The 17,369-nt window shown below is 71.8% G+C and carries 16 protein-coding genes and 1 pseudogene; 13 read left to right on the top strand and 4 right to left on the bottom strand.

The window, feature by feature from the left end:
- The first annotated feature begins 12 nt into the window (after nt 1–12).
- On the top strand, nt 13–1,440 hold the full coding sequence (locus ACIBK3_RS38245; protein ID WP_399372493.1) for an RsmB/NOP family class I SAM-dependent RNA methyltransferase: 1,428 nt from the start codon (nt 13–15) through the stop codon (nt 1,438–1,440).
- A gap of 378 nt (nt 1,441–1,818) precedes the next feature.
- Here the strand turns inward: ACIBK3_RS38245 and ACIBK3_RS38240 are convergent, their stop codons facing one another.
- Nucleotides 1,819–2,004, bottom strand: a complete 186-nt coding sequence (locus ACIBK3_RS38240) for a hypothetical protein (protein ID WP_399372491.1) — start codon at nt 2,002–2,004, stop codon at nt 1,819–1,821.
- Nucleotides 2,005–2,084: 80 nt separating this feature from the next.
- Between ACIBK3_RS38240 and rpe the strand changes: the two genes are divergently transcribed.
- The 4 genes from rpe (at nt 2,085) to ACIBK3_RS38220 (ending at nt 6,532) form a co-directional block, all read left to right on the top strand.
- Nucleotides 2,085–2,771, top strand: a complete 687-nt coding sequence (gene rpe, locus ACIBK3_RS38235; protein ID WP_399372490.1) for a ribulose-phosphate 3-epimerase — start codon at nt 2,085–2,087, stop codon at nt 2,769–2,771.
- Between the two features lie 78 nt (nt 2,772–2,849).
- A complete protein-coding gene (locus ACIBK3_RS38230; protein ID WP_399372488.1) occupies nt 2,850–3,893 on the top strand; it encodes a sugar-binding transcriptional regulator in 1,044 nt (347 codons plus the stop codon).
- Between the two features lie 329 nt (nt 3,894–4,222).
- Entirely contained in the window at nt 4,223–5,665 is a 1,443-nt protein-coding gene (locus ACIBK3_RS38225; protein ID WP_399372650.1) for a GuaB1 family IMP dehydrogenase-related protein, read from the top strand.
- Between the two features lie 414 nt (nt 5,666–6,079).
- A complete protein-coding gene (locus tag ACIBK3_RS38220) occupies nt 6,080–6,532 on the top strand; it encodes an Lrp/AsnC family transcriptional regulator (protein WP_399372649.1) in 453 nt (150 codons plus the stop codon).
- On the opposite strand, the gene ACIBK3_RS38215 is transcribed toward ACIBK3_RS38220, so the two are convergent.
- Both ACIBK3_RS38215 and ACIBK3_RS38210 read right to left on the bottom strand, forming a co-directional pair.
- Nucleotides 6,491–6,985, bottom strand: a complete 495-nt coding sequence (locus ACIBK3_RS38215) for a hypothetical protein (protein ID WP_399372487.1) — start codon at nt 6,983–6,985, stop codon at nt 6,491–6,493. The genes ACIBK3_RS38220 and ACIBK3_RS38215 overlap by 42 nt on opposite strands.
- Nucleotides 6,986–6,996: 11 nt before the next feature.
- Entirely contained in the window at nt 6,997–7,737 is a 741-nt protein-coding gene (locus ACIBK3_RS38210; RefSeq protein WP_399372486.1) for a GntR family transcriptional regulator, read from the bottom strand.
- A gap of 262 nt (nt 7,738–7,999) precedes the next feature.
- Here ACIBK3_RS38210 and ACIBK3_RS38205 point away from each other — a divergent pair, with 262 nt between their 5' ends.
- The 5 genes and pseudogenes from ACIBK3_RS38205 to ACIBK3_RS38185 form a co-directional block, all read left to right on the top strand.
- Entirely contained in the window at nt 8,000–9,157 is a 1,158-nt protein-coding gene (locus tag ACIBK3_RS38205; RefSeq protein WP_399372485.1) for an ABC transporter substrate-binding protein, read from the top strand.
- The gene (locus tag ACIBK3_RS38200; protein ID WP_399372484.1) at nt 9,154–10,050 is read left to right on the top strand and encodes an ABC transporter permease; all 897 of its coding nucleotides are present in this window, start codon (nt 9,154–9,156) and stop codon (nt 10,048–10,050) included. Before ACIBK3_RS38205 ends, ACIBK3_RS38200 begins: the two co-directional genes overlap by 4 nt.
- Nucleotides 10,038–10,850 (top strand): ABC transporter permease, encoded by an 813-nt coding sequence (locus ACIBK3_RS38195; RefSeq protein ID WP_399372483.1) that lies wholly within the window; start codon nt 10,038–10,040, stop codon nt 10,848–10,850. The genes ACIBK3_RS38200 and ACIBK3_RS38195 overlap by 13 nt, the downstream gene beginning before the upstream one ends.
- A gap of 4 nt (nt 10,851–10,854) precedes the next feature.
- A complete protein-coding gene (locus tag ACIBK3_RS38190) occupies nt 10,855–11,925 on the top strand; it encodes an ABC transporter ATP-binding protein (RefSeq protein ID WP_399372481.1) in 1,071 nt (356 codons plus the stop codon).
- Between the two features lie 9 nt (nt 11,926–11,934).
- Nucleotides 11,935–12,624: pseudogene (locus ACIBK3_RS38185) on the top strand (HAD family hydrolase); the annotation flags it as partial.
- A 162-nt stretch (nt 12,625–12,786) separates the two neighbouring features.
- Here ACIBK3_RS38185 and ACIBK3_RS38180 read toward each other — a convergent pair.
- The gene (locus ACIBK3_RS38180) at nt 12,787–13,197 is read right to left on the bottom strand and encodes a hypothetical protein (RefSeq protein ID WP_399372480.1); all 411 of its coding nucleotides are present in this window, start codon (nt 13,195–13,197) and stop codon (nt 12,787–12,789) included.
- Nucleotides 13,198–13,352: 155 nt separating this feature from the next.
- Here ACIBK3_RS38180 and ACIBK3_RS38175 point away from each other — a divergent pair, with 155 nt between their 5' ends.
- The 3 genes from ACIBK3_RS38175 to ACIBK3_RS38165 all read left to right on the top strand — a co-directional run bounded on the left by ACIBK3_RS38175 (nt 13,353) and on the right by ACIBK3_RS38165 (nt 17,361).
- Nucleotides 13,353–14,567 (top strand): MFS transporter, encoded by a 1,215-nt coding sequence (locus tag ACIBK3_RS38175; protein WP_399372478.1) that lies wholly within the window; start codon nt 13,353–13,355, stop codon nt 14,565–14,567.
- A 243-nt stretch (nt 14,568–14,810) separates the two neighbouring features.
- On the top strand, nt 14,811–15,599 hold the full coding sequence (locus tag ACIBK3_RS38170) for a carbon-nitrogen hydrolase family protein (protein ID WP_399372476.1): 789 nt from the start codon (nt 14,811–14,813) through the stop codon (nt 15,597–15,599).
- A 49-nt stretch (nt 15,600–15,648) separates the two neighbouring features.
- Nucleotides 15,649–17,361, top strand: a complete 1,713-nt coding sequence (locus tag ACIBK3_RS38165; protein ID WP_399372474.1) for a flavin monoamine oxidase family protein — start codon at nt 15,649–15,651, stop codon at nt 17,359–17,361.
- Nucleotides 17,362–17,369: the final 8 nt, after the last annotated feature.

Genomic DNA, 17,369 nt, shown 5'->3' with positions numbered 1-17,369 from the left:
GAGCACCTTTTCGTGAGCGACCAGCCCCGTCGGCCCCGTAAACCCGCCAAGCCCTACCGCCGGCCCCAGAAGGATCCCGTCCGTATCCTCGCCTTCGAGGCGCTGCGGGCCGTGGACGAGCGGGACGCGTACGCCAACCTCGTTCTGCCGCCGCTGCTGCGCAAGGCGCGGGAGAAGGAGGGGCCCGACAAGTTCGGCGGACGGGACGCGGCCCTGGCCACCGAGCTGGTGTACGGGACGCTGCGGCGGCAGGGGACGTACGACGCCGTCATCGCCGCCTGTGTGGACCGGCCGCTGCGTGAGGTCGACCCGCCGGTGCTCGACGTGCTCAGCCTCGGTGTGCACCAGCTGCTCGGGACGCGGATCCCGACACACGCCGCCGTGTCCGCCTCCGTCGAGCTGGCCCGGGTCGTGCTCGGTGACGGGCGGGCCAAGTTCGTCAACGCCGTGCTGCGGAAGGTCGCGCAGGACGATCTCGCGGGGTGGATCGAGAAGGTCGCCCCGCCCTACGACGACGATCCCGAGGAGCACCTCGCCGTCGTGCACTCGCACCCCCGCTGGGTCGTCTCCGCGCTGTGGGACTCCCTCGGCGGCGGGCGGGCCGCGATCGAGGAGCTGCTGGAGGCCGACAACGAGCGGCCCGAGGTGACCCTGGTGGCCAGGCCGGGTCGGTCCACGGCCGAGGAACTGCTCCGGGAGGAGGCCGCCGTACCGGGGCGCTGGTCGCCGTACGCCGTGCGGCTGAGCGAGGGCGGCGAGCCGGGTGCCGTGGAGGCCGTGCGGGAGGGCCGGGCCGGGGTGCAGGACGAGGGCAGCCAGCTCGTGGCGCTGGCGCTCGCCAACGCGCCGCTCGACGGCCCGGACGAGAAGTGGCTCGACGGGTGTGCCGGACCGGGCGGCAAGGCCGCGCTGCTGGCCGCCCTCGCCGCCGAGCGCGGAGCCTTCCTGCTCGCCTCCGAGAAGCAGCCGCACCGGGCCGGGCTGGTCGCCAAGGCCCTGGCCGGGAACCCGGGGCCGTACCAGGTCATCGCCGCCGACGGGACGCGGCCGCCGTGGCGGGCCGGCTCCTTCGACCGGGTGCTGATGGACGTGCCCTGCACCGGGCTCGGCGCCCTGCGGCGGCGGCCCGAGGCGCGGTGGCGCAGGCGGCCCGAGGACCTGGACGGTTTCGCGCCGCTGCAGCGCGGGCTGCTGCGCACCGCCCTCGACTCCGTGCGGGTCGGCGGGGTCGTCGGCTACGCCACCTGCTCCCCGCACCTGGCCGAGACGCGGGCCGTCGTCGACGACGTGCTCAAGCAGCGGCCCGAGGCCGAACTCCTCGACGCACGGCCACTGTTGCCCGGCGTACCGGATCTGGGCGACGGTCCCGACGTACAGCTGTGGCCGCATCGGCACGGGACCGATGCCATGTATCTGGCGCTCATCCGGAGGACTGGCTGACCCGCTCCGCCCCGGGCAGCGCGGGGGCCCGCTGACCTCCCAAGTCGGCCGGTGTGGCCACCACACCAGGCGGCCGACGGAGGCGATGACCGCGCCGTCGCCGCCGGCCCGTCATCGCGCCCGCGCGGCACCGGGCGCCGGGGCTCCGCGTCGCGGATGCCGTGGTCCGTCAGCTGCTTGAGCCGGCCAGGTCCTCCGTGATCCGCGTCCGGTCCTGAGCCGTCAGACCGCCGTCGCGGGCGCGGACGACGACCACGGGGATCCGCACCGTCCTGAAGCCCTCGGAGATCCGAAGTCTTTGGATATCTACGGGACTTGAGTGGACTCGGGGGAGCGGTGCAGTCAGGAGGCCGCGTCGTTGCCGTGGGCGTCGGCGAGTCACTGGGCGAAGGGCGCGGCCACGAACTTCGCCACCAGCCACAGCACCGGCGCGACCCACCGGGCACGCCGCCCGCACTCCTGGTGCGTGATGCCCCGCTGCCCTTGCCGGTTCTCCTGGATCTCGGTCGCGGCCACCCCCGCGGCCCTGTGCCGACCGAAACGGCCGCCGAGCATGGCACGCACGGACCCCGCACAACATCCGATGAACGGCTTAGGTCTGGACCGGCGAGAACATTCGCGCCCGGGCATGGGAGGCTTGGGTCATGGCCGTGCAGATCAATCCCAGCATTCTGTCCGCCGACTTCGCCCGCCTCGCGGACGAGGCGAGGGCGGTGGAAGGAGCCGACTGGCTCCACGTAGACGTCATGGACAACCATTTCGTCCCGAACCTCACGCTCGGTGTGCCGGTCGTGGAGTCGCTGGCCCGTGCGACGGACACGCCGCTGGACTGCCATCTGATGATCGATGCCCCTGATCGCTGGGCGCCTCAGTACGTGGAGGCGGGGGCCTCGTCCGTCACCTTCCACGTCGAGGCGGCCGCCGCCCCGGTCCGGCTCGCCCGTGAGATCCGCGCCAAGGGCGCCCGCTCCGCCATGGCACTGAAGCCGGCGACGCCGATCGAGCCGTACGAGGATCTGCTCCCCGAGCTCGACATGCTGCTGATCATGACGGTGGAGCCGGGCTTCGGTGGACAGGCGTTCCTCGACATCATGCTCCCGAAGATCCGCCGCACCCGAGAACTGATCAGCAAGCACGGTCTGGAGCTGTGGCTCCAGGTGGACGGCGGAGTTTCGGCCTCGACGATCGAGCGGTGCGCGGACGCCGGCGCGGACGTGTTCGTGGCGGGATCGGCGGTTTACGGGGCGTCCGACCCGGCCGAGGCGGTACGTGCATTGCGCACCCAAGCCGAGGGGGCGAGCGCCAGGGCGAGCTGGGCGTGCGACCACTGAACCAAGGGAAGTTGAACGGCTCCCATCAGGGCTGATCAAGAGCGCCGGATCTGCAAGGATGAACGGCGAATCCAGAATGTGAACAGCAGTGAGGAGATCGCCGTGTCGGGTATGTCGGCGGGCCGGTCAGCCATGCGGATGGGACCCGCTGAGCTGGTGCAGGCGGCGGCCATGGCCCGCCGCTTCTACCTCGAGGGCAAGTCCAAGATCCAGATCGCCGAGGAGTTCGGCGTCAGCCGCTTCAAGGTGGCCCGGGTCCTGGAGACCGCTCTCGAACGGGATCTCGTACGGATCGAGATCCGGGTGCCGGCCGAACTGGACGCGGAGCGCTCCGACGCGCTGCGCGCCCGTTACGGCCTCAGGCACGCCGTCGTGGTCGAGTCCCCGGCCGACGCCGAGGAGACGCCCGACCCCGAGAACCTGGGGGAAGTGGCCGCCGACCTGCTCGGCGAACTCCTGAACGAAGGTGATGTGCTCGGCCTGGCCTGGGGCAGGTCCACCATCCACATGGCCGCGGCGCTGGACCGGCTGCCGCCCTGCACGGTGGTGCAGCTGACGGGTGTGTACGACGCCGGGACCGCCGAACGCGGCTCCGTCGAGGCCGTGCGCCGTGCCGCCCAGGTGTCCGGCGGCGACGCCCACCCCATCTACGCGCCGATGCTGCTGCCGGACGTGGCCACCGCGCAGGCGCTGCGCCACCAGACCGGGATCGCCCGCGCCTTCGAGTACTTCGACAAGGTCACGGTCGCCTGTGTCTCCATCGGCTCCTGGGAGCCGGGCATCTCCACGGTGCACGACATGCTCAGCGACGAGGAGCGCTCGCACTACGCCTCGCTCGGCGTCGCCGCCGAGATGTCCGCGCACCTCTTCGACGCCGAGGGCCGCCGGGTGGGGCGGGACCTGGGCGAGCGGTGCATCACGGTCAAGGCCGACCAGCTGCGCCGTATCCCCGAGGTCGTCGCGATCGCGGGCGGACAGCGGAAGGCGGCGGCGATCGACGCGGTGCTGCGGTCGGGGCTCGTCACCAGCCTGGTGACGGACACGTCGGCGGCGGACTACCTGATGACGGCGGGGTCGACGCCGAAGCCGGCGCTCAACCGGGCCGATCCGGACGGTATCTGACGGGCCGCCGGGCGGGGGCGGCCGGTCATGGCCGCCCCCGTCACGGTTCGGCGGGCAACCGGTCGGCACCGGGGCCGTGGCTGGTCGGCACCGGGTCCACTGCCGGTCGGCACCGGGTCCGTCGACCGGCCGGCAACCGGTCCGCGGCCGGGACGCGTCGGCTCGTCGCTCCCCCCGGCGCCTGGACGTTCCTCCCAAGGCCCCTCTGACCAGCCTGGATGTTTCGCCCGGGGATCGGATTCCGGTCGGCATGGGACAATGAAGTACGTGCTCTTCCCCCTGGCTGACCTGTCCGGGGGCCACCTCTGATCGACTGGGATGTGCAGCACGTGCGTTTCCTCAATGACATCCAGCCCCCGTACGACCTGACGTACGACGACGTGTTCATGGTCCCCAGCCGCAGCGCCGTCGGTTCTCGGCAGGACGTGGACCTCAGCTCCCCGGACGGCACGGGCACCACGATCCCACTGGTCGTCGCCAACATGACCGCGATCGCCGGGCGCCGCATGGCGGAGACGGTGGCCCGGCGCGGCGGACTGGTCGTCATCCCGCAGGACATCCCGATCGAGGTCGTCACCGAGGTCGTCACCTGGGTGAAGAGCCGCCACCACGTCCTGGACACCCCCATCGTGCTGGCACCGCACCAGACCGTGGCCGACGCGCTGTCCCTGCTGCCGAAGCGAGCGCACAACGCCGGCGTGGTCGTCGACGAGGAGCAGCGGCCCATCGGTGTGGTCACCGACCGGGACCTGACCGGTGTGGACCGGTTCACCCAGCTCGAAGTGGTCATGTCCAAGGACCTGCTGCTGCTCGACGCGGACATCGACCCCCGCGAGGCCTTCAACCGCCTGGACCATGCCAACCGCCGCTACGCGCCCGCCGTCGACAAGGACGGCCGTCTCGCGGGCATCCTCACCCGCAAGGGCGCCCTGCGCGCCACGCTCTACACGCCGGCCGTCGACGCGAACGGGCGGCTGCGGATCGCCGCCGCCGTCGGCATCAACGGCGATGTCGCGGGCAAGGCGAAGCAGCTGCTGGACGCTGGCGTCGACACGCTCGTCATCGACACGGCCCACGGCCACCAGGAGTCGATGATCAGCGCGATCAAGCTGGTGCGCGACCTCGACCCGCGGGTGCCGATCGCGGCGGGCAACATCGTCGCCGCGGAAGGCGTGCGCGACCTGGTCGAGGCGGGCGCGGACATCATCAAGGTCGGTGTCGGACCGGGCGCGATGTGCACGACCCGCATGATGACCGGCGTCGGCAGGCCCCAGTTCTCGGCGGTCATGGAGTGCGCCGCCGAGGCGAAGCGGTACGGCAAGCACGTGTGGGCCGACGGCGGTGTCCGGCACCCGCGCGACGTCGCCATGGCGCTCGCGGCCGGCGCGTCCAACGTGATGATCGGGTCCTGGTTCGCGGGCACCTACGAGTCCCCGGGCGACCTCCAGCACGACGCCCAGGGGCGCGCCTACAAGGAGTCCTTCGGCATGGCCTCCGCGCGGGCCGTGGCCAACCGGACGTCGGAGGAGTCGGCGTACGACCGCGCCCGCAAGGCGCTGTTCGAGGAGGGCATCTCCACCTCCCGGATGTTCCTCGACCCGGAACGCCCGGGCGTCGAGGATCTGATCGACGCGATCATCGCGGGCGTCCGCTCGTCCTGCACCTACGCCGGCGCCGGCTCCTTGGAGGAGTTCGCCGAGAAGGCCGTCGTCGGCATCCAGAGCGCGGCCGGCTACGCCGAGGGCCAGCCCCTGCACGCCAGCTGGAGCTGACGCCTCAACTCCCTTTGCGTACGGCCCCTGTTGCTTCCGTCGGTGACGACAGGGGCCGTTCGAGAGCCCGGGCCCCGGCGGACGCGTGGAGACCACCGTCTTCCGGGCCGCCGCGGGACCACCATGCTGATGGTGTCCCTGTTCTGCGGTGTGCCGGCCGCCGCCGTTCCACTGGGCCGGCTCGCCGACGCCACCAGCACCGGCAGCCTGTCCGCCGTCACCTGGGTGGTCTGCCGGGGCTGGATGGCCGTCGGGCTCGTGTTCTACTTCGGGTACGGCCATCGCCGACCCCGACTCGCACCACCGGCACCACCGGCACCACCGGCACCACCGGCACCACCGGCACCACAGGCGCCACCGGCAACAGCGGCACCACACCGCACCCCGCACCATCCGAGAAGTGATCCACCCACTGTGCTGAACGAACTCGACGAACGCATCGTGCACGCCCTCGCCGAGGACGCCCGCCGCTCCTACGCGGACATCGGGCACCTCGTCGGCCTGTCCGCGCCTGCCGTGAAACGGCGCGTGGACCGGCTGCGCGCCACCGGGGCCATCACCGGCTTCACCGTACGGGTGGATCCGGCGGCCCTCGGCTGGGAGACCGAGGGGTTCGTCGAGATCTACTGCCGTCGCAACACCTCTCCGGAGACCATCCAGCGCGGTCTGGAGCGCTACCAGGAGGTGGTGGCGGCGTCGACGGTCACCGGCGACGCGGACGCGGTCGTCCAGGTCTTCGCCTCCGACATGCGGCACTTCGAACGCGTCCTGGAACGGATCGCGGGGGAGCCGTTCGTGGAGCGCACGAAGTCGGTGCTGGTGCTGTCACCGCTCCTGCGCCGGTTCTCGTCCGGATCGCCGGCCTGACCTCCCGCGCCCCTGCTCCGCCCGGCGACGGATCGCCGACAGCAGGCGCCCGGTGAGTACGGCGTGCCCGCCCGAGGAGATGACCAGCAGCCGGTAGAGCCCGCCGCCCGGTCCGGGGAACCTGGCTCGGGTCTCGGCCCGCAGCCGCGTCCGGCCCGGGCCCGCCCCGTCGAGGCGGAAGACCAGCGCGTACGTCGAGAAGTAGTGGCGGCCGATCAGGACCAACTCCCGGCCCGGGTCCGCGGAGGCCACCCGGAAGCCGGGCATCGTCGAGCCTTCGGCCGGCGGCCGGGGCCCGGACGCCGTTCGGTCCGCGCACCCCACCAGGCGCGCGTAGCCGGGCCCGAGACCGGAGCGGTCCAGGGCGTCGCCGATGCCGCGCCAGACGGTGCCGGCGTCGGCCGCGATGACGGTGTCGTGTTCGTCGACGTAGGGCAGGGCGGCGATCTCCACGAGGGCCTCCTTCAGTCGGCCGTCTTCCGGGCAAGCGCGTTGTTGCCGATCGAGTTGTGCACGCTGAAACTCACCGCGTCCGGACGGTAGCGGTCGTCCGACCACTCCACCGGACGCCCTTCACGGGTCGTGGTCACCCGGCGGACCCGCAGCAGCGGGCTGGTCCGGCGGATGCCGAGCAGTTCGGCGTCCCGGGCGCCCGCCGCCACCGCGTCGATCACGTGCTCACCGTAGGCGAAGACGAGGCCGGTGTCGTCGAGGAGGCGCTGCGTCACGGAGGGACAGTCCGGCTCGATCGGCTCGACGGCGGGGGAGACCCAGTCGGCGTACACGGTCCGCTCCAGGAGCACCGGCTCGCCGTCCAGTCCGCGCACCCGCAGGACGTGCAACACCGGGGTCCCCTCGCGCAGATGGAGGCGTACGGCGTCCTCGGTGGTCGCCGGGCGGTACTCCTGCGCCACCACGCGCCCCGTCGCCTCGCGGCCCATCGCGCGCGCCCACTGGGCGAAGCTGCGCAGCTCGGCGAAGCTCTGGCTGCGGCGGCTGGCCAGCACCACCCGGCGGGCGCCCTGGCGGGAGCCGATCAGGCCCTCGGCGGTGAGCGCCGCGATCGCCTGGCGGATCGTGCCACGGGAGACGCCGTAGTGGGCCGCGAGGTCCGTCTCGCCGGGCAGCAGAGCGCCGACCGCGTACTCCTCGCGGTCGATCGCCCGGCGCAGTCCGTCGGCGATCTCCTCGTGTCGCGCCGCCATGCTTCCCCTTTGAGTCGACACCTGTGCACAGCGTGACCAGCGTAGTCGAGAGTCGACGGGTGCCTGGGCTCCTCGGAACTGTGCAGGAGTGAAGGGGCCAGCGTTTCGCCAGTGTTTACGAGCAGGACACCGGAGACGGTCCTACTGAGGCCAACTTGTTCAGACAAGTTATCGCTGTTCGGTCGTTCGTTCCCTCCGCCCCTTCCCACCGTTCGTTCCTCCCTTCCGTTTCCCGCACCCTCGCGCGTCCCCTGGAGAAGCCGTGACCGTGTCCCTGCCGAGAACAGCCGTCCGCGGCGGCGCCCTCGCCGCTGTCGCCGCGCTCGCCCTGAGCGCCTGCGGCGCCGCCCCTGACAACGCCTCGGCCACCGCCGACGGCAAGAGCGCCGCCACCGCCACCTCCCTCGCCGACTTCGGCGGGCTCGCCGCGCTCGTCAAGGCGGCGAAGAAGGAGGGCACGCTGAACGCCATCGCGCTGCCCCGGGACTGGGCCAACTACGGCGCCCTCATCGACGGTTTCCAGAAGAAGTACGGCATCAAGGTCGCGGTCGAGAACCCGGACGGCACCAGCCAGGACGAGATCAACGCCGTGACGTCCCGCAAGGGGCAGGGCCGGGCACCGGACGTCCTCGACCTCGGCAGTTCCTTCGCGCTGAGCGCGGCCCAGCAGGGACTGCTCGCGCCGTACAAGGTGGCCGCCTTCGCCGACATTCCGGCGCAGCAGAAGGACCCGCGGGGACGCTGGTACAACGACTACGGCGGGTATATCTCCATCGGGTGCGACGCGAAGCGGGTCACCGCCTGCCCCACCACCTTCAAGGATCTCCTCGAGCCGCAGTACAAGGGCCAGGTCGCGCTCAACGGCAACCCCACCAAGTCCGGCTCGGCCTTCGGCGGGGTCTGGGCTGCCGCGCTGGCGAACGGCGGCTCCTTCGACGACATCCAGCCCGGTCTCGACTTCTTCGCGAAGCTGAAGAAGAGCGGCAACTACACACCCGTCGAGTCGACTCCGGCGACCGTCGAGAAGGGCGAGACGCCGATCAGCATCGACTGGGACTACCTCAACGCCGGGTACGCCGACGAGTTCACGTCCAAGGGCGTCGAGTGGAAGGTGTCGGTGCCGAGCGACGGCCAGTTCTCGCAGTACTACTCCCAGGCGGTCAACAAGGACGCCCCGCACCCGGCCGCCGCCCGCCTGTGGCAGGAGTACCTCTTCAGCGCCGACGGCCAGAACCTGTGGCTCAAGGGATACGCCCGCCCGGCCCTGATGACCGCCATGGAGAAGGCCGGCACTCTCGACAAGACGGCCGCCGCCAAGCTGCCCGAGGTCTCCAAAAGCCCCTCCTTCCCGACCGAGGCCCAGCAGGATCAGGCCAAGACGGTCCTCGGGCAGGGCTGGGCGAAGGCCGTCTCCGGATGACGGCGACACTCCCACGGGTCGACACGGCGACCGCCGCCGCGGTGAAGCGGCGGCGCCGTCCGCTCGGCTGGCTCGCCGTCGTCCCGCTGCTCGTCTTCACCGCGGTCGCCTTCGGGGTGCCCGCCCTGGCCATGCTCGACGGCGCGTTCACCGCCAAGGACCCGGCCACGGGCGCCGGTTCGTACACCGTCGACAACCTGACCGCCTCGCTGCGGGGCGCGTATCTGACGGCTCTGCTCGGCAGCGTGAAACTGTCCGCCGTGTCGGCCTCGATCGCCGCCGTGGCCGGACTGCCCCTCGCCCAGGCCGTCGTGACCTCCCGGTTCCGCGCGCTGCGCGAGGCCGTGCTCACCGCCTCCGGGGTCCTCGCCAACTTCGGTGGCGTCCCGCTGGCCTTCGCCTTCGTCGCCACGCTCGGCAACGCCGGTGTGCTGACCCGGCACCTGGGCCTCACGGACAAGGGCTGGGACCTCTACAGCTTCTGGGGCCTGGTGATCGTCTACCTGTACTTCCTGATCCCGCTGATGGTCCTCACCATCACCCCCGCCCTGGACGGCCTGCGCTCGCAGTGGCGTGAGGCCGCGCAGAACAACGGCGCCACGTCCGTGCAGTACTGGCGGCACGTCGCCCTGCCCGTCCTGCTGCCCTCGCTGCTCGGCGGCCTCGTGCTGCTGTTCGGCAGCGCCTTCGCCGCGTACGCCACCGCCGCCGCGATGGTCGGCAGCTCCATTCCGCTGGTCACCCTCCAGATCGCCGACGCCCTCTCCGGCAATGTGCTCGTCGGGCAGGAGAACGTGGCGCTCGCCCTCAGCCTCGACATGGTGCTGGTCGCGGGCCTGGTGATGGCCGTCTACCTGCCCCTGCAACGACGGAGCGCGCGATGGCTCGCCTGACCCTGTGGCGGTGGGGCGTGTTCGGCCTCGCCGGCCTGTACTTCCTGGTCCCGCTGGCCGCGTCCGTGGTCTTCACCGTCGACGTGCCCGGGCAGGGCATCGACCTCGACGCCTACACGAGGATCTTCTCGACCGGCGGCTTCACCTCCAGCCTGCTCCTCTCGCTGGAACTGGCCGCCGCCACCATCGCCCTCGTCCTGCTGCTGATGGTGCCCGCCATGGTGGCCCTGCGGCTCGGCGCGCCCCGGCTGCGGCCGATGGTCGAAGTGGTCTGCTCGCTGCCGCTGGTGGTGCCGCCGATCGCGTTCGTCGCCGGGATCGGGACGGTGCTGAAGTGGGGGCCCGAACACCTCTCCCGCACGCCGCTGTTCCAGACCTTCGTGGCGATCCAGAACCCGGACTTCCCGTTCGTCCTCGTCCTGGCGTACGTCGTGATGGCCCTGCCGTTCGTGTACCGGGCCCTGGACGCGGGACTGCGCTCGGTCGACGTACGCACCCTCGTCGAGGCCGCCCGCAGCTGCGGGGCCGGCTGGCCGCAGGCCCTCGTCCGGGCCGTGCTGCCCAACCTGCGCGGCGCGCTGCTCAACGCGTCGTTCCTCACGCTGGCCCTGGTCCTCGGCGAGTTCACCGTGGCCCAGCTGCTCGGCTTCCAGCCGTTCGCGGTGTGGATCGTGAACATCAGCGGCTCGCAGGCCCAGCTGTCCGTCGCCGTGTCCGTGCTCAGCCTGCTCGTGACCTGGGTGCTGCTTCTCACCCTCGCCGGCTTCGGCGGACGTACCCGTACTACCTCCCGGGGATGAACCCATGACCGTGACCACACCCGACACGGCGGCGACCGTTGAATTCCGGGGCCTGCGCAGGGAGTTCGGGCCGACCGTCGCCCTCGACGGACTCGACCTGACCGCCCGCCCCGGTGAGCTCCTCGCCCTGCTCGGCCCGTCCGGCTGCGGCAAGACGACCGCGCTGCGCATGCTCGCCGGGTTCGAACACCCCGACTCCGGCGAGGTACTGGTCGACGGCGAGGACGTCACCCGTGTCCCCGCGCACCGGCGCGACGCCGGGATGGTCTTCCAGTCGTACAGCCTCTTCCCGCATCTCGACGCGCTCGACAACGTCGCGTTCGGGCTGCGCATGCGCAAGGTCCGCACGGCCGGTCGGCGGGCGCGGGCCGCCGAGTTGCTGGAGCTTGTCGGCCTCGCCGACAAGGGCAGGAGCTTCCCGCACCAGCTCTCCGGCGGCCAGCAGCAGCGCGTCGCGCTGGCCCGGGCCCTCGCCCTGCGCCCGCGCGTGCTGCTGCTGGACGAACCGCTGTCGGCGCTGGACGCCAAGGTGCGGCTGACGCTGCGCGAGGAGATCCGGCGGCTCCAGCGGGAGCTCGGCATCACCACCCTGTTCGTGACCCACGACCAGGAGGAGGCGCTGTCCATGGCGGACCAGGTCGCCGTGATGCATGCCGGGCGACTCGAACAGTGCGCCGCTCCGGCCGAGTTGTACGGGCGTCCCGCCACCGCCTTCGTCGCCGAGTTCGTGGGCACGATGAGCCGGATTCCGGGTCGGCTCGTCCAGGGCGGCGTCGAGGTGCTGGGGCAGCGGCTGCCGGTCGACGGCCAGGCGCCCGAGGTGTCCGAGGCGTCCGACGTGGACGTGCTGGTGCGGCCGGAGGCGATGGGAGTACGAGCGGACGACTCTGGGAGCGCACGGGTGGTCGCCACCGCGTTCCTGGGCGCCGCCATCCGCGTCACCGTACGCCTCGCCGACGGCACCGAGGTGAAGGCCGACCTGCCCACGCACGAGGCCGCCGCACTCGTCGCGGGGGCCGCCGTGAGCGTGTCGCTGCCACAGCGGCCCGTGCTGGTGGCCGAACGAACCCGCTGATACCCCCACATGGGAAAGCTGATCCCCCGCACAGGAACAGGAAAGAGGACAACAACCGTGACCCGTCTCCCGCTCCAGGCCGTCCTGTTCGACATGGACGGCACGCTCGTCGACACCGAGCGGCTGTGGTGGGAGGCGGTGGAACGCCTGGCCGGCCGGGCGCTGACCGAGGCGGACCAGCCGGAGGTCCTCGGCCGTCCCGTCGAGCACACCGCTGGCTGGCTGGCCGCGGCCACCGGCACCTCGGCCGCGGACCTGGCCCGCGCGCTCCACCGGGAGTTCGCCGACCGGGTGCGCACCGGCATCGTGCCGCGCCCCGGCGCGCTGGACCTGCTCGACGCCCTGGCCCGCGAGGGCGTGCCGACGGCCCTGGTCACCGCGTCTCCGCGGGCCGTCGCCGACCGGGTCCTCGACGCCCTCGGCGCGAGCCGCTTCGCGGTCTCCGTCACCGCCGACGACACCGAGCACACCAAGCCCGCCCCCGACCCCTACCTCGCCGCCTGCCGCGCTCTCGGCGTCACCCCGGCGGCGTGTGTGGCCGTCGAGGACACCTGGACCGGGGTCGCCTCCGCCGAGGCCGCCGGGTGCGCGGTGCTCGCGGTACCCTCGCTCGCGCCGATCGAGCCCGCCCCCGGCCGGACCGTCCTGTCCGGCCTGGAGGGCGTCACCCCGCAGTGGCTGCGCTCCCTGCTGACGCACGCGTCACCGCCTCGGTGTCATCAGCCGCCACCCGGTCACGGCCCGTTGCGGTGACGCTGCTGGTGCTGGTGCTGGTGCTGGTGCTGGTGCTGGTGCTGGTGCTGGTGCTGGTGCTGGTGCCGTGGACTCCGGGCGGCGGGGCCGGACCTGTCCAGTGCCGCATCAGGCAAGGTTCGCCCTGTTGTGGAACCAAGCGAACACGGCCGCGCCAATGGGTGGCCCGACAAGGAAGCCCGCGAGGAAACCAAGGTGGTGATCAGCCACCACCGGAAAGGCCCAGTCCGCTGTCGCGGCAACGAGCAGCCCCACCGTCGTCAACGCGAGCAGGGCGGCAGCGGCAGCGAGCCGACGCGGTGGCCCTTCGCGGTACAGATCGCCCGCAGGCTTCCCCGCGAACAGAGCGGTCATGACGGCGATGAAATGGGAGTCGGGCAGCCATCCGAACGGCCACGCCACCAGGGCGACAACCCCGCAGAAAGCGAGGCCGACGAGTTGCAGCACAACGGTGGACCGCACCAGGTCCGACGCCCCGCGCCAGATCGAGCCGGTCCCAGTGTCCTTCTCATCGGTCACGCCGGAAGCGTAGCCGTCATCAGGGCGAACGTTGCCTGCCACGGCACTAGCATGGGCACCATGACCTGGCGACATTGATCCAGCAGCCGCGCCTCCCGAGGGCCGCCTCGGACGCCGTACCCCCGGCGTCCGATTCGTCCCTGCGGGAAGGCCTCATGACACTCTCATCCGCGCGTGTGCCCGACACCGGTGTCCGGCGGCTCACGGCCACGCTGTACGGCTACGCGTTCCTGGACGACTTCGTCCTGCTGTACCCGGTGTACGCGCTGCTGTTCGCCGACACCGGTCTGTCCGTGTGGCAGATGTCCTCGCTGTTCGCCCTGTGGTCCCTCACCGGTGTCCTGTTGGAGGTGCCCTCCGGCGCCTGGGCCGACGCCGTCTCGCGCCGGCTGCTGCTGTGGCTCGGCCCGCTGCTCACCGCCGTGGGCTTCGCCCTGTGGGTGCTGGTCCCCTCGTACTGGGCCTTCGCGGCCGGCTTCGTCCTGTGGGGCGTACGCGGGGCACTCGGCTCGGGTGCGCTGGAGGCCCTCGTGTACGAGGAGTTGGTCAGGCTCGGCGCGGCCGACCGGTACGCCCGGGTCATGGGCCGGGCCCGGGCGGCGGGGATGCTGGCCGTGATGGCGGCGATGGGCGCCGCCGGGCCGGTGTTCGCGCTCGGCGGCTACCCGGCCGTCGGCGCCGCGAGCATCCTGGCCTGCCTGCTCACCGCGCTCGCCGCGACCCGGTTCCCGGAACACCGGGCGCCCGGAACCGACGGTGACAGCTGGGCCGCGACCCTGCGGGACGGACTCGCCGCGGCCCGCACCGACCGGTCGCTGCGCCGGGCCCTGCTGCTCGTCCCGGCCATCGGTGCCGTGTGGGGCGCGCTCGACGAGTACACCCCGCTGCTGGTCCGGGACACCGGTGTCCGGGACGAGCTGGTCCCCTATGTGCTTCTGCTGATCTGGACGGGCGCCACGGCCGGAAGCCTGCTGGCCGGCCCGGCCGAACGCCTCGGCAGCCGCGGCCTCGCCCGCGTCCTCGCGGTCGCCGCGCTCGCCCTGGCCGTCGGCGCGGGAACGCGGACACCGGCCGGACTGGTCCTCGTGGCCCTCGCCTTCGGCGGCTTCCAACTCGCGACCGTCCTGGCCGACGTCCGCCTCCAGCACCACATCGAGGACACCGGCCGCGCCACCCTGACCTCGGTCGCGAGCCTGGGCACGGAGTTGGCGACGGTTGCGGTGTACGCCGGGTACGCGGGCCTCGCGGAGGGCGCGACGCACGGCACCGTGTTCGCGGTGTTCGCTGTGCCGTATCTGGTGACGGCGGTGGCGGTGGCGAGGGGTGCGGCCGGGGCGAGGGGGGCCGGGCGGGAGGACGGCGGTCGATGATTCGCGGGGCGCGGAGAGGAGGGAGGCCGGGGGTGCGACAGCGTCGCGGCTGACGTACGCCGTACCCCGCGGCCTACGGCGCCCCGGTCGCGCGCAACGAATCGCCGCCGTTGCCGACGTGCACGCAACGAACCGCCCACCGGCGCGCAACGGCTGCTTCTTGTCCGCCCGAGCCCGCCGCCCGTACCGTCTAGGTGGCCCCCTCAACCACCTTCCGCCCCCCCGTCCCGGTGAGGAACACGCATGCGCACCGCCCTGCTCCAGAGCTCCGGCCGCCCCGGCTCGATCGCCGCGAACCTCAAGGTTCTCGACGAGGCCGCGGGCCGGGCCGCCGCCGCGGGCGCCGGGCTGCTGGCCGCGCCGGAGATGTTCCTCACCGGGTACGCGATCGGCGACGACATCGCCCGCCTCGCCGAGCCCGCCGACGGCGACTCGGCGGACGCGATCGCCGAGCTCGCCGGCCGGCACGGCCTGGCCGTCGCCTACGGCTACCCCGAGCGGGCCGGCGAGACGGTGTACAACTCCGCCCAGCTGATCTCCGCCGACGGCACCCGCCTCGCCAACTACCGCAAGACCCACCTCTTCGGCTGCTTCGAACGCGAGCACTTCACGCCGGGGGAGCAGCCGGTCGTCCAGGCGCAGCTGGGCGGTCTGACCGTCGGGCTCATGATCTGCTACGACGTCGAGTTCCCGGAGAACGTCCGCGCCCACGCCCTCGCCGGCACCGATCTCCTCCTGGTGCCGACCGCGCAGATGCACCCCTTCCAGTTCGTCGCCGAGTCGATGATCCCGGTGCGCGCCTTCGAGAACCAGATGTACGTCGCCTACGTCAACCGGGTCGGCCAGGAAGGGGAGTTCGAGTTCGTCGGCCTCTCCGCGCTCGCCGGACCCGACGGGGTCGCCCGTACCCGGGCCGGCCGCGGCGACGAACTGCTGCTCGCGGACGTCGACCCCGCCTTCCTCGCCGCCTCCCGCGAGGCGAACCCGTATCTGCGGGACCGGCGTCCCGGCCTCTACGGGTCCCTGATCTGAACCCCCTGGTCATCCCCCGAGTTCGTTTCGTGCAAGGAGTCCGTACCCCATGACGTCCACCGTGCCCAACGCCGTCGAGCACGCTGACGAGCAGCAGCCGCCGATCACCATGTTCGGCCCGGACTTCCCGTACGCCTACGACGACTTCCTCGCCCACCCGGCGGGCCTCGGCCAGATACCGGCGACCGAGCACGGCACCGAGGTCGCGGTCATCGGCGGTGGCCTGTCCGGCATCGTGGCCGCCTACGAGCTGATGAAGATGGGTCTCAAGCCCGTCGTGTACGAGGCCGACCGGATCGGTGGGCGCCTGCGGACCGTCGGCTTCGAGGGGTGCGACCCGTCCCTCACCGCCGAGATGGGCGCGATGCGTTTCCCGCCGTCCTCCACGGCCCTGCAGCACTACATCGACCTGGTGGGCCTCACGACCCGTCCCTTCCCCAACCCCCTTGCCGAGGTGACCCCTTCGACCGTCGTCGACCTCAAGGGCGAGTCGCACTACGCCGAGACGATCGACGACCTGCCGCAGGTCTACCGGGACGTCGCCGCGGCCTGGAACAAGTGCCTCGAAGAGGGAGCCGACTTCTCCGACATGAACCAGGCCATGCGCGAGCGTGACGTGCCGCGCATCCGGGAGATCTGGGCCAGGCTCGTCGAGAAGCTCGACAACCAGACCTTCTACGGCTTCCTCTGCGACTCCGAGGCCTTCCGGTCCTTCCGGCACCGCGAGATCTTCGGCCAGGTCGGATTCGGCACCGGCGGCTGGGACACCGACTTCCCCAACTCCATCCTGGAGATCCTCCGCGTCGTCTACACCGAGGCCGACGACCACCACCGCGGCATCGTCGGAGGCTCCCAGCAACTCCCGCTCAGGCTCTGGGAACGCGAGCCGGAGAAGATCGTGCACTGGCCGTACGGCACCTCCCTCGCGAGCCTGCACCCGAACGGCGAACCCCGCCCGGCCGTCACCCGCCTGCACCGTACCGCCGGCAACCGGATCACCGTGACCGACGCCGACGGCGACATCCGCACCTACCGGGCGGCCGTCTTCACCGCCCAGTCCTGGATGCTGCTCTCCAAGATCGCGTGCGACGACTCGCTCTTCCCGATCGACCACTGGACCGCGATCGAGCGGACCCACTACATGGAGAGCTCCAAGCTCTTCGTCCCCGTGGACCGGCCTTTCTGGCTGGACAAGGCCGTCGACGACAGGGGAAATCCGACCGGGCGGGACGTCATGTCGATGACGCTCACCGACCGCATGACACGCGGGACCTACCTCCTCGACGACGGCCCGGACCGGCCCGCCGTCATCTGCCTCTCCTACACCTGGTGCGACGACAGCCTGAAGTGGCTGCCGCTGTCCGCGAACGAGCGGATGGAGGTCATGCTGAAGTCGCTCGGCGAGATCTATCCGAAGGTCGACATCCGCAAGCACATCATCGGCAGCCCGGTGACCGTCTCCTGGGAGAACGAGCCGTACTTCATGGGCGCGTTCAAGGCCAACCTGCCCGGCCACTACCGCTACCAGCGGCGCCTGTTCACCCACTTCATGCAGGACCGGCTGCCCGAGGACAAGCGGGGGATCTTCCTCGCCGGCGACGACATCTCGTGGACGGCCGGCTGGGCCGAGGGCGCCGTGCAGACCGCGCTGAACGCGGTGTGGGGCGTCATGCACCACTTCGGCGGGACGACCGACCCGACCAACCCGGGCCCGGGGGACGTGTACGACGAGATCGCGCCGGTCGAACTCCCGGAGGACTAGGGCCTGTC

Source organism: Streptomyces sp. NPDC050287, from assembly GCF_044459385.1.
In the GTDB taxonomy this organism is placed as follows: domain Bacteria; phylum Actinomycetota; class Actinomycetes; order Streptomycetales; family Streptomycetaceae; genus Streptomyces.
Note: the sequence above shows the minus strand (reverse complement) of the source record. Positions and strands in the feature narration are given on the sequence as shown.

Bases quoted from the DNA above. Each gene is read 5' to 3' on its own strand.
- rpe (WP_399372490.1), top strand. From the start codon at position 2,085: ATGGCCGTGCAGATCAATCCCAGCATTCTGTCCGCCGACTTCGCCCGC.
- ACIBK3_RS38170 (WP_399372476.1), top strand. From the start codon at position 14,811: ATGCGCACCGCCCTGCTCCAGAGCTCCGGCCGCCCCGGCTCGATCGCC.
- ACIBK3_RS38165 (WP_399372474.1), top strand. From the start codon at position 15,649: ATGACGTCCACCGTGCCCAACGCCGTCGAGCACGCTGACGAGCAGCAG.
- ACIBK3_RS38210 (WP_399372486.1), bottom strand. From the start codon at position 7,737: ATGGCGGCGCGACACGAGGAGATCGCCGACGGACTGCGCCGGGCGATC.
- ACIBK3_RS38200 (WP_399372484.1), top strand. From the start codon at position 9,154: ATGACGGCGACACTCCCACGGGTCGACACGGCGACCGCCGCCGCGGTG.
- ACIBK3_RS38195 (WP_399372483.1), top strand. From the start codon at position 10,038: ATGGCTCGCCTGACCCTGTGGCGGTGGGGCGTGTTCGGCCTCGCCGGC.
- ACIBK3_RS38190 (WP_399372481.1), top strand. From the start codon at position 10,855: ATGACCGTGACCACACCCGACACGGCGGCGACCGTTGAATTCCGGGGC.
- ACIBK3_RS38175 (WP_399372478.1), top strand. From the start codon at position 13,353: ATGACACTCTCATCCGCGCGTGTGCCCGACACCGGTGTCCGGCGGCTC.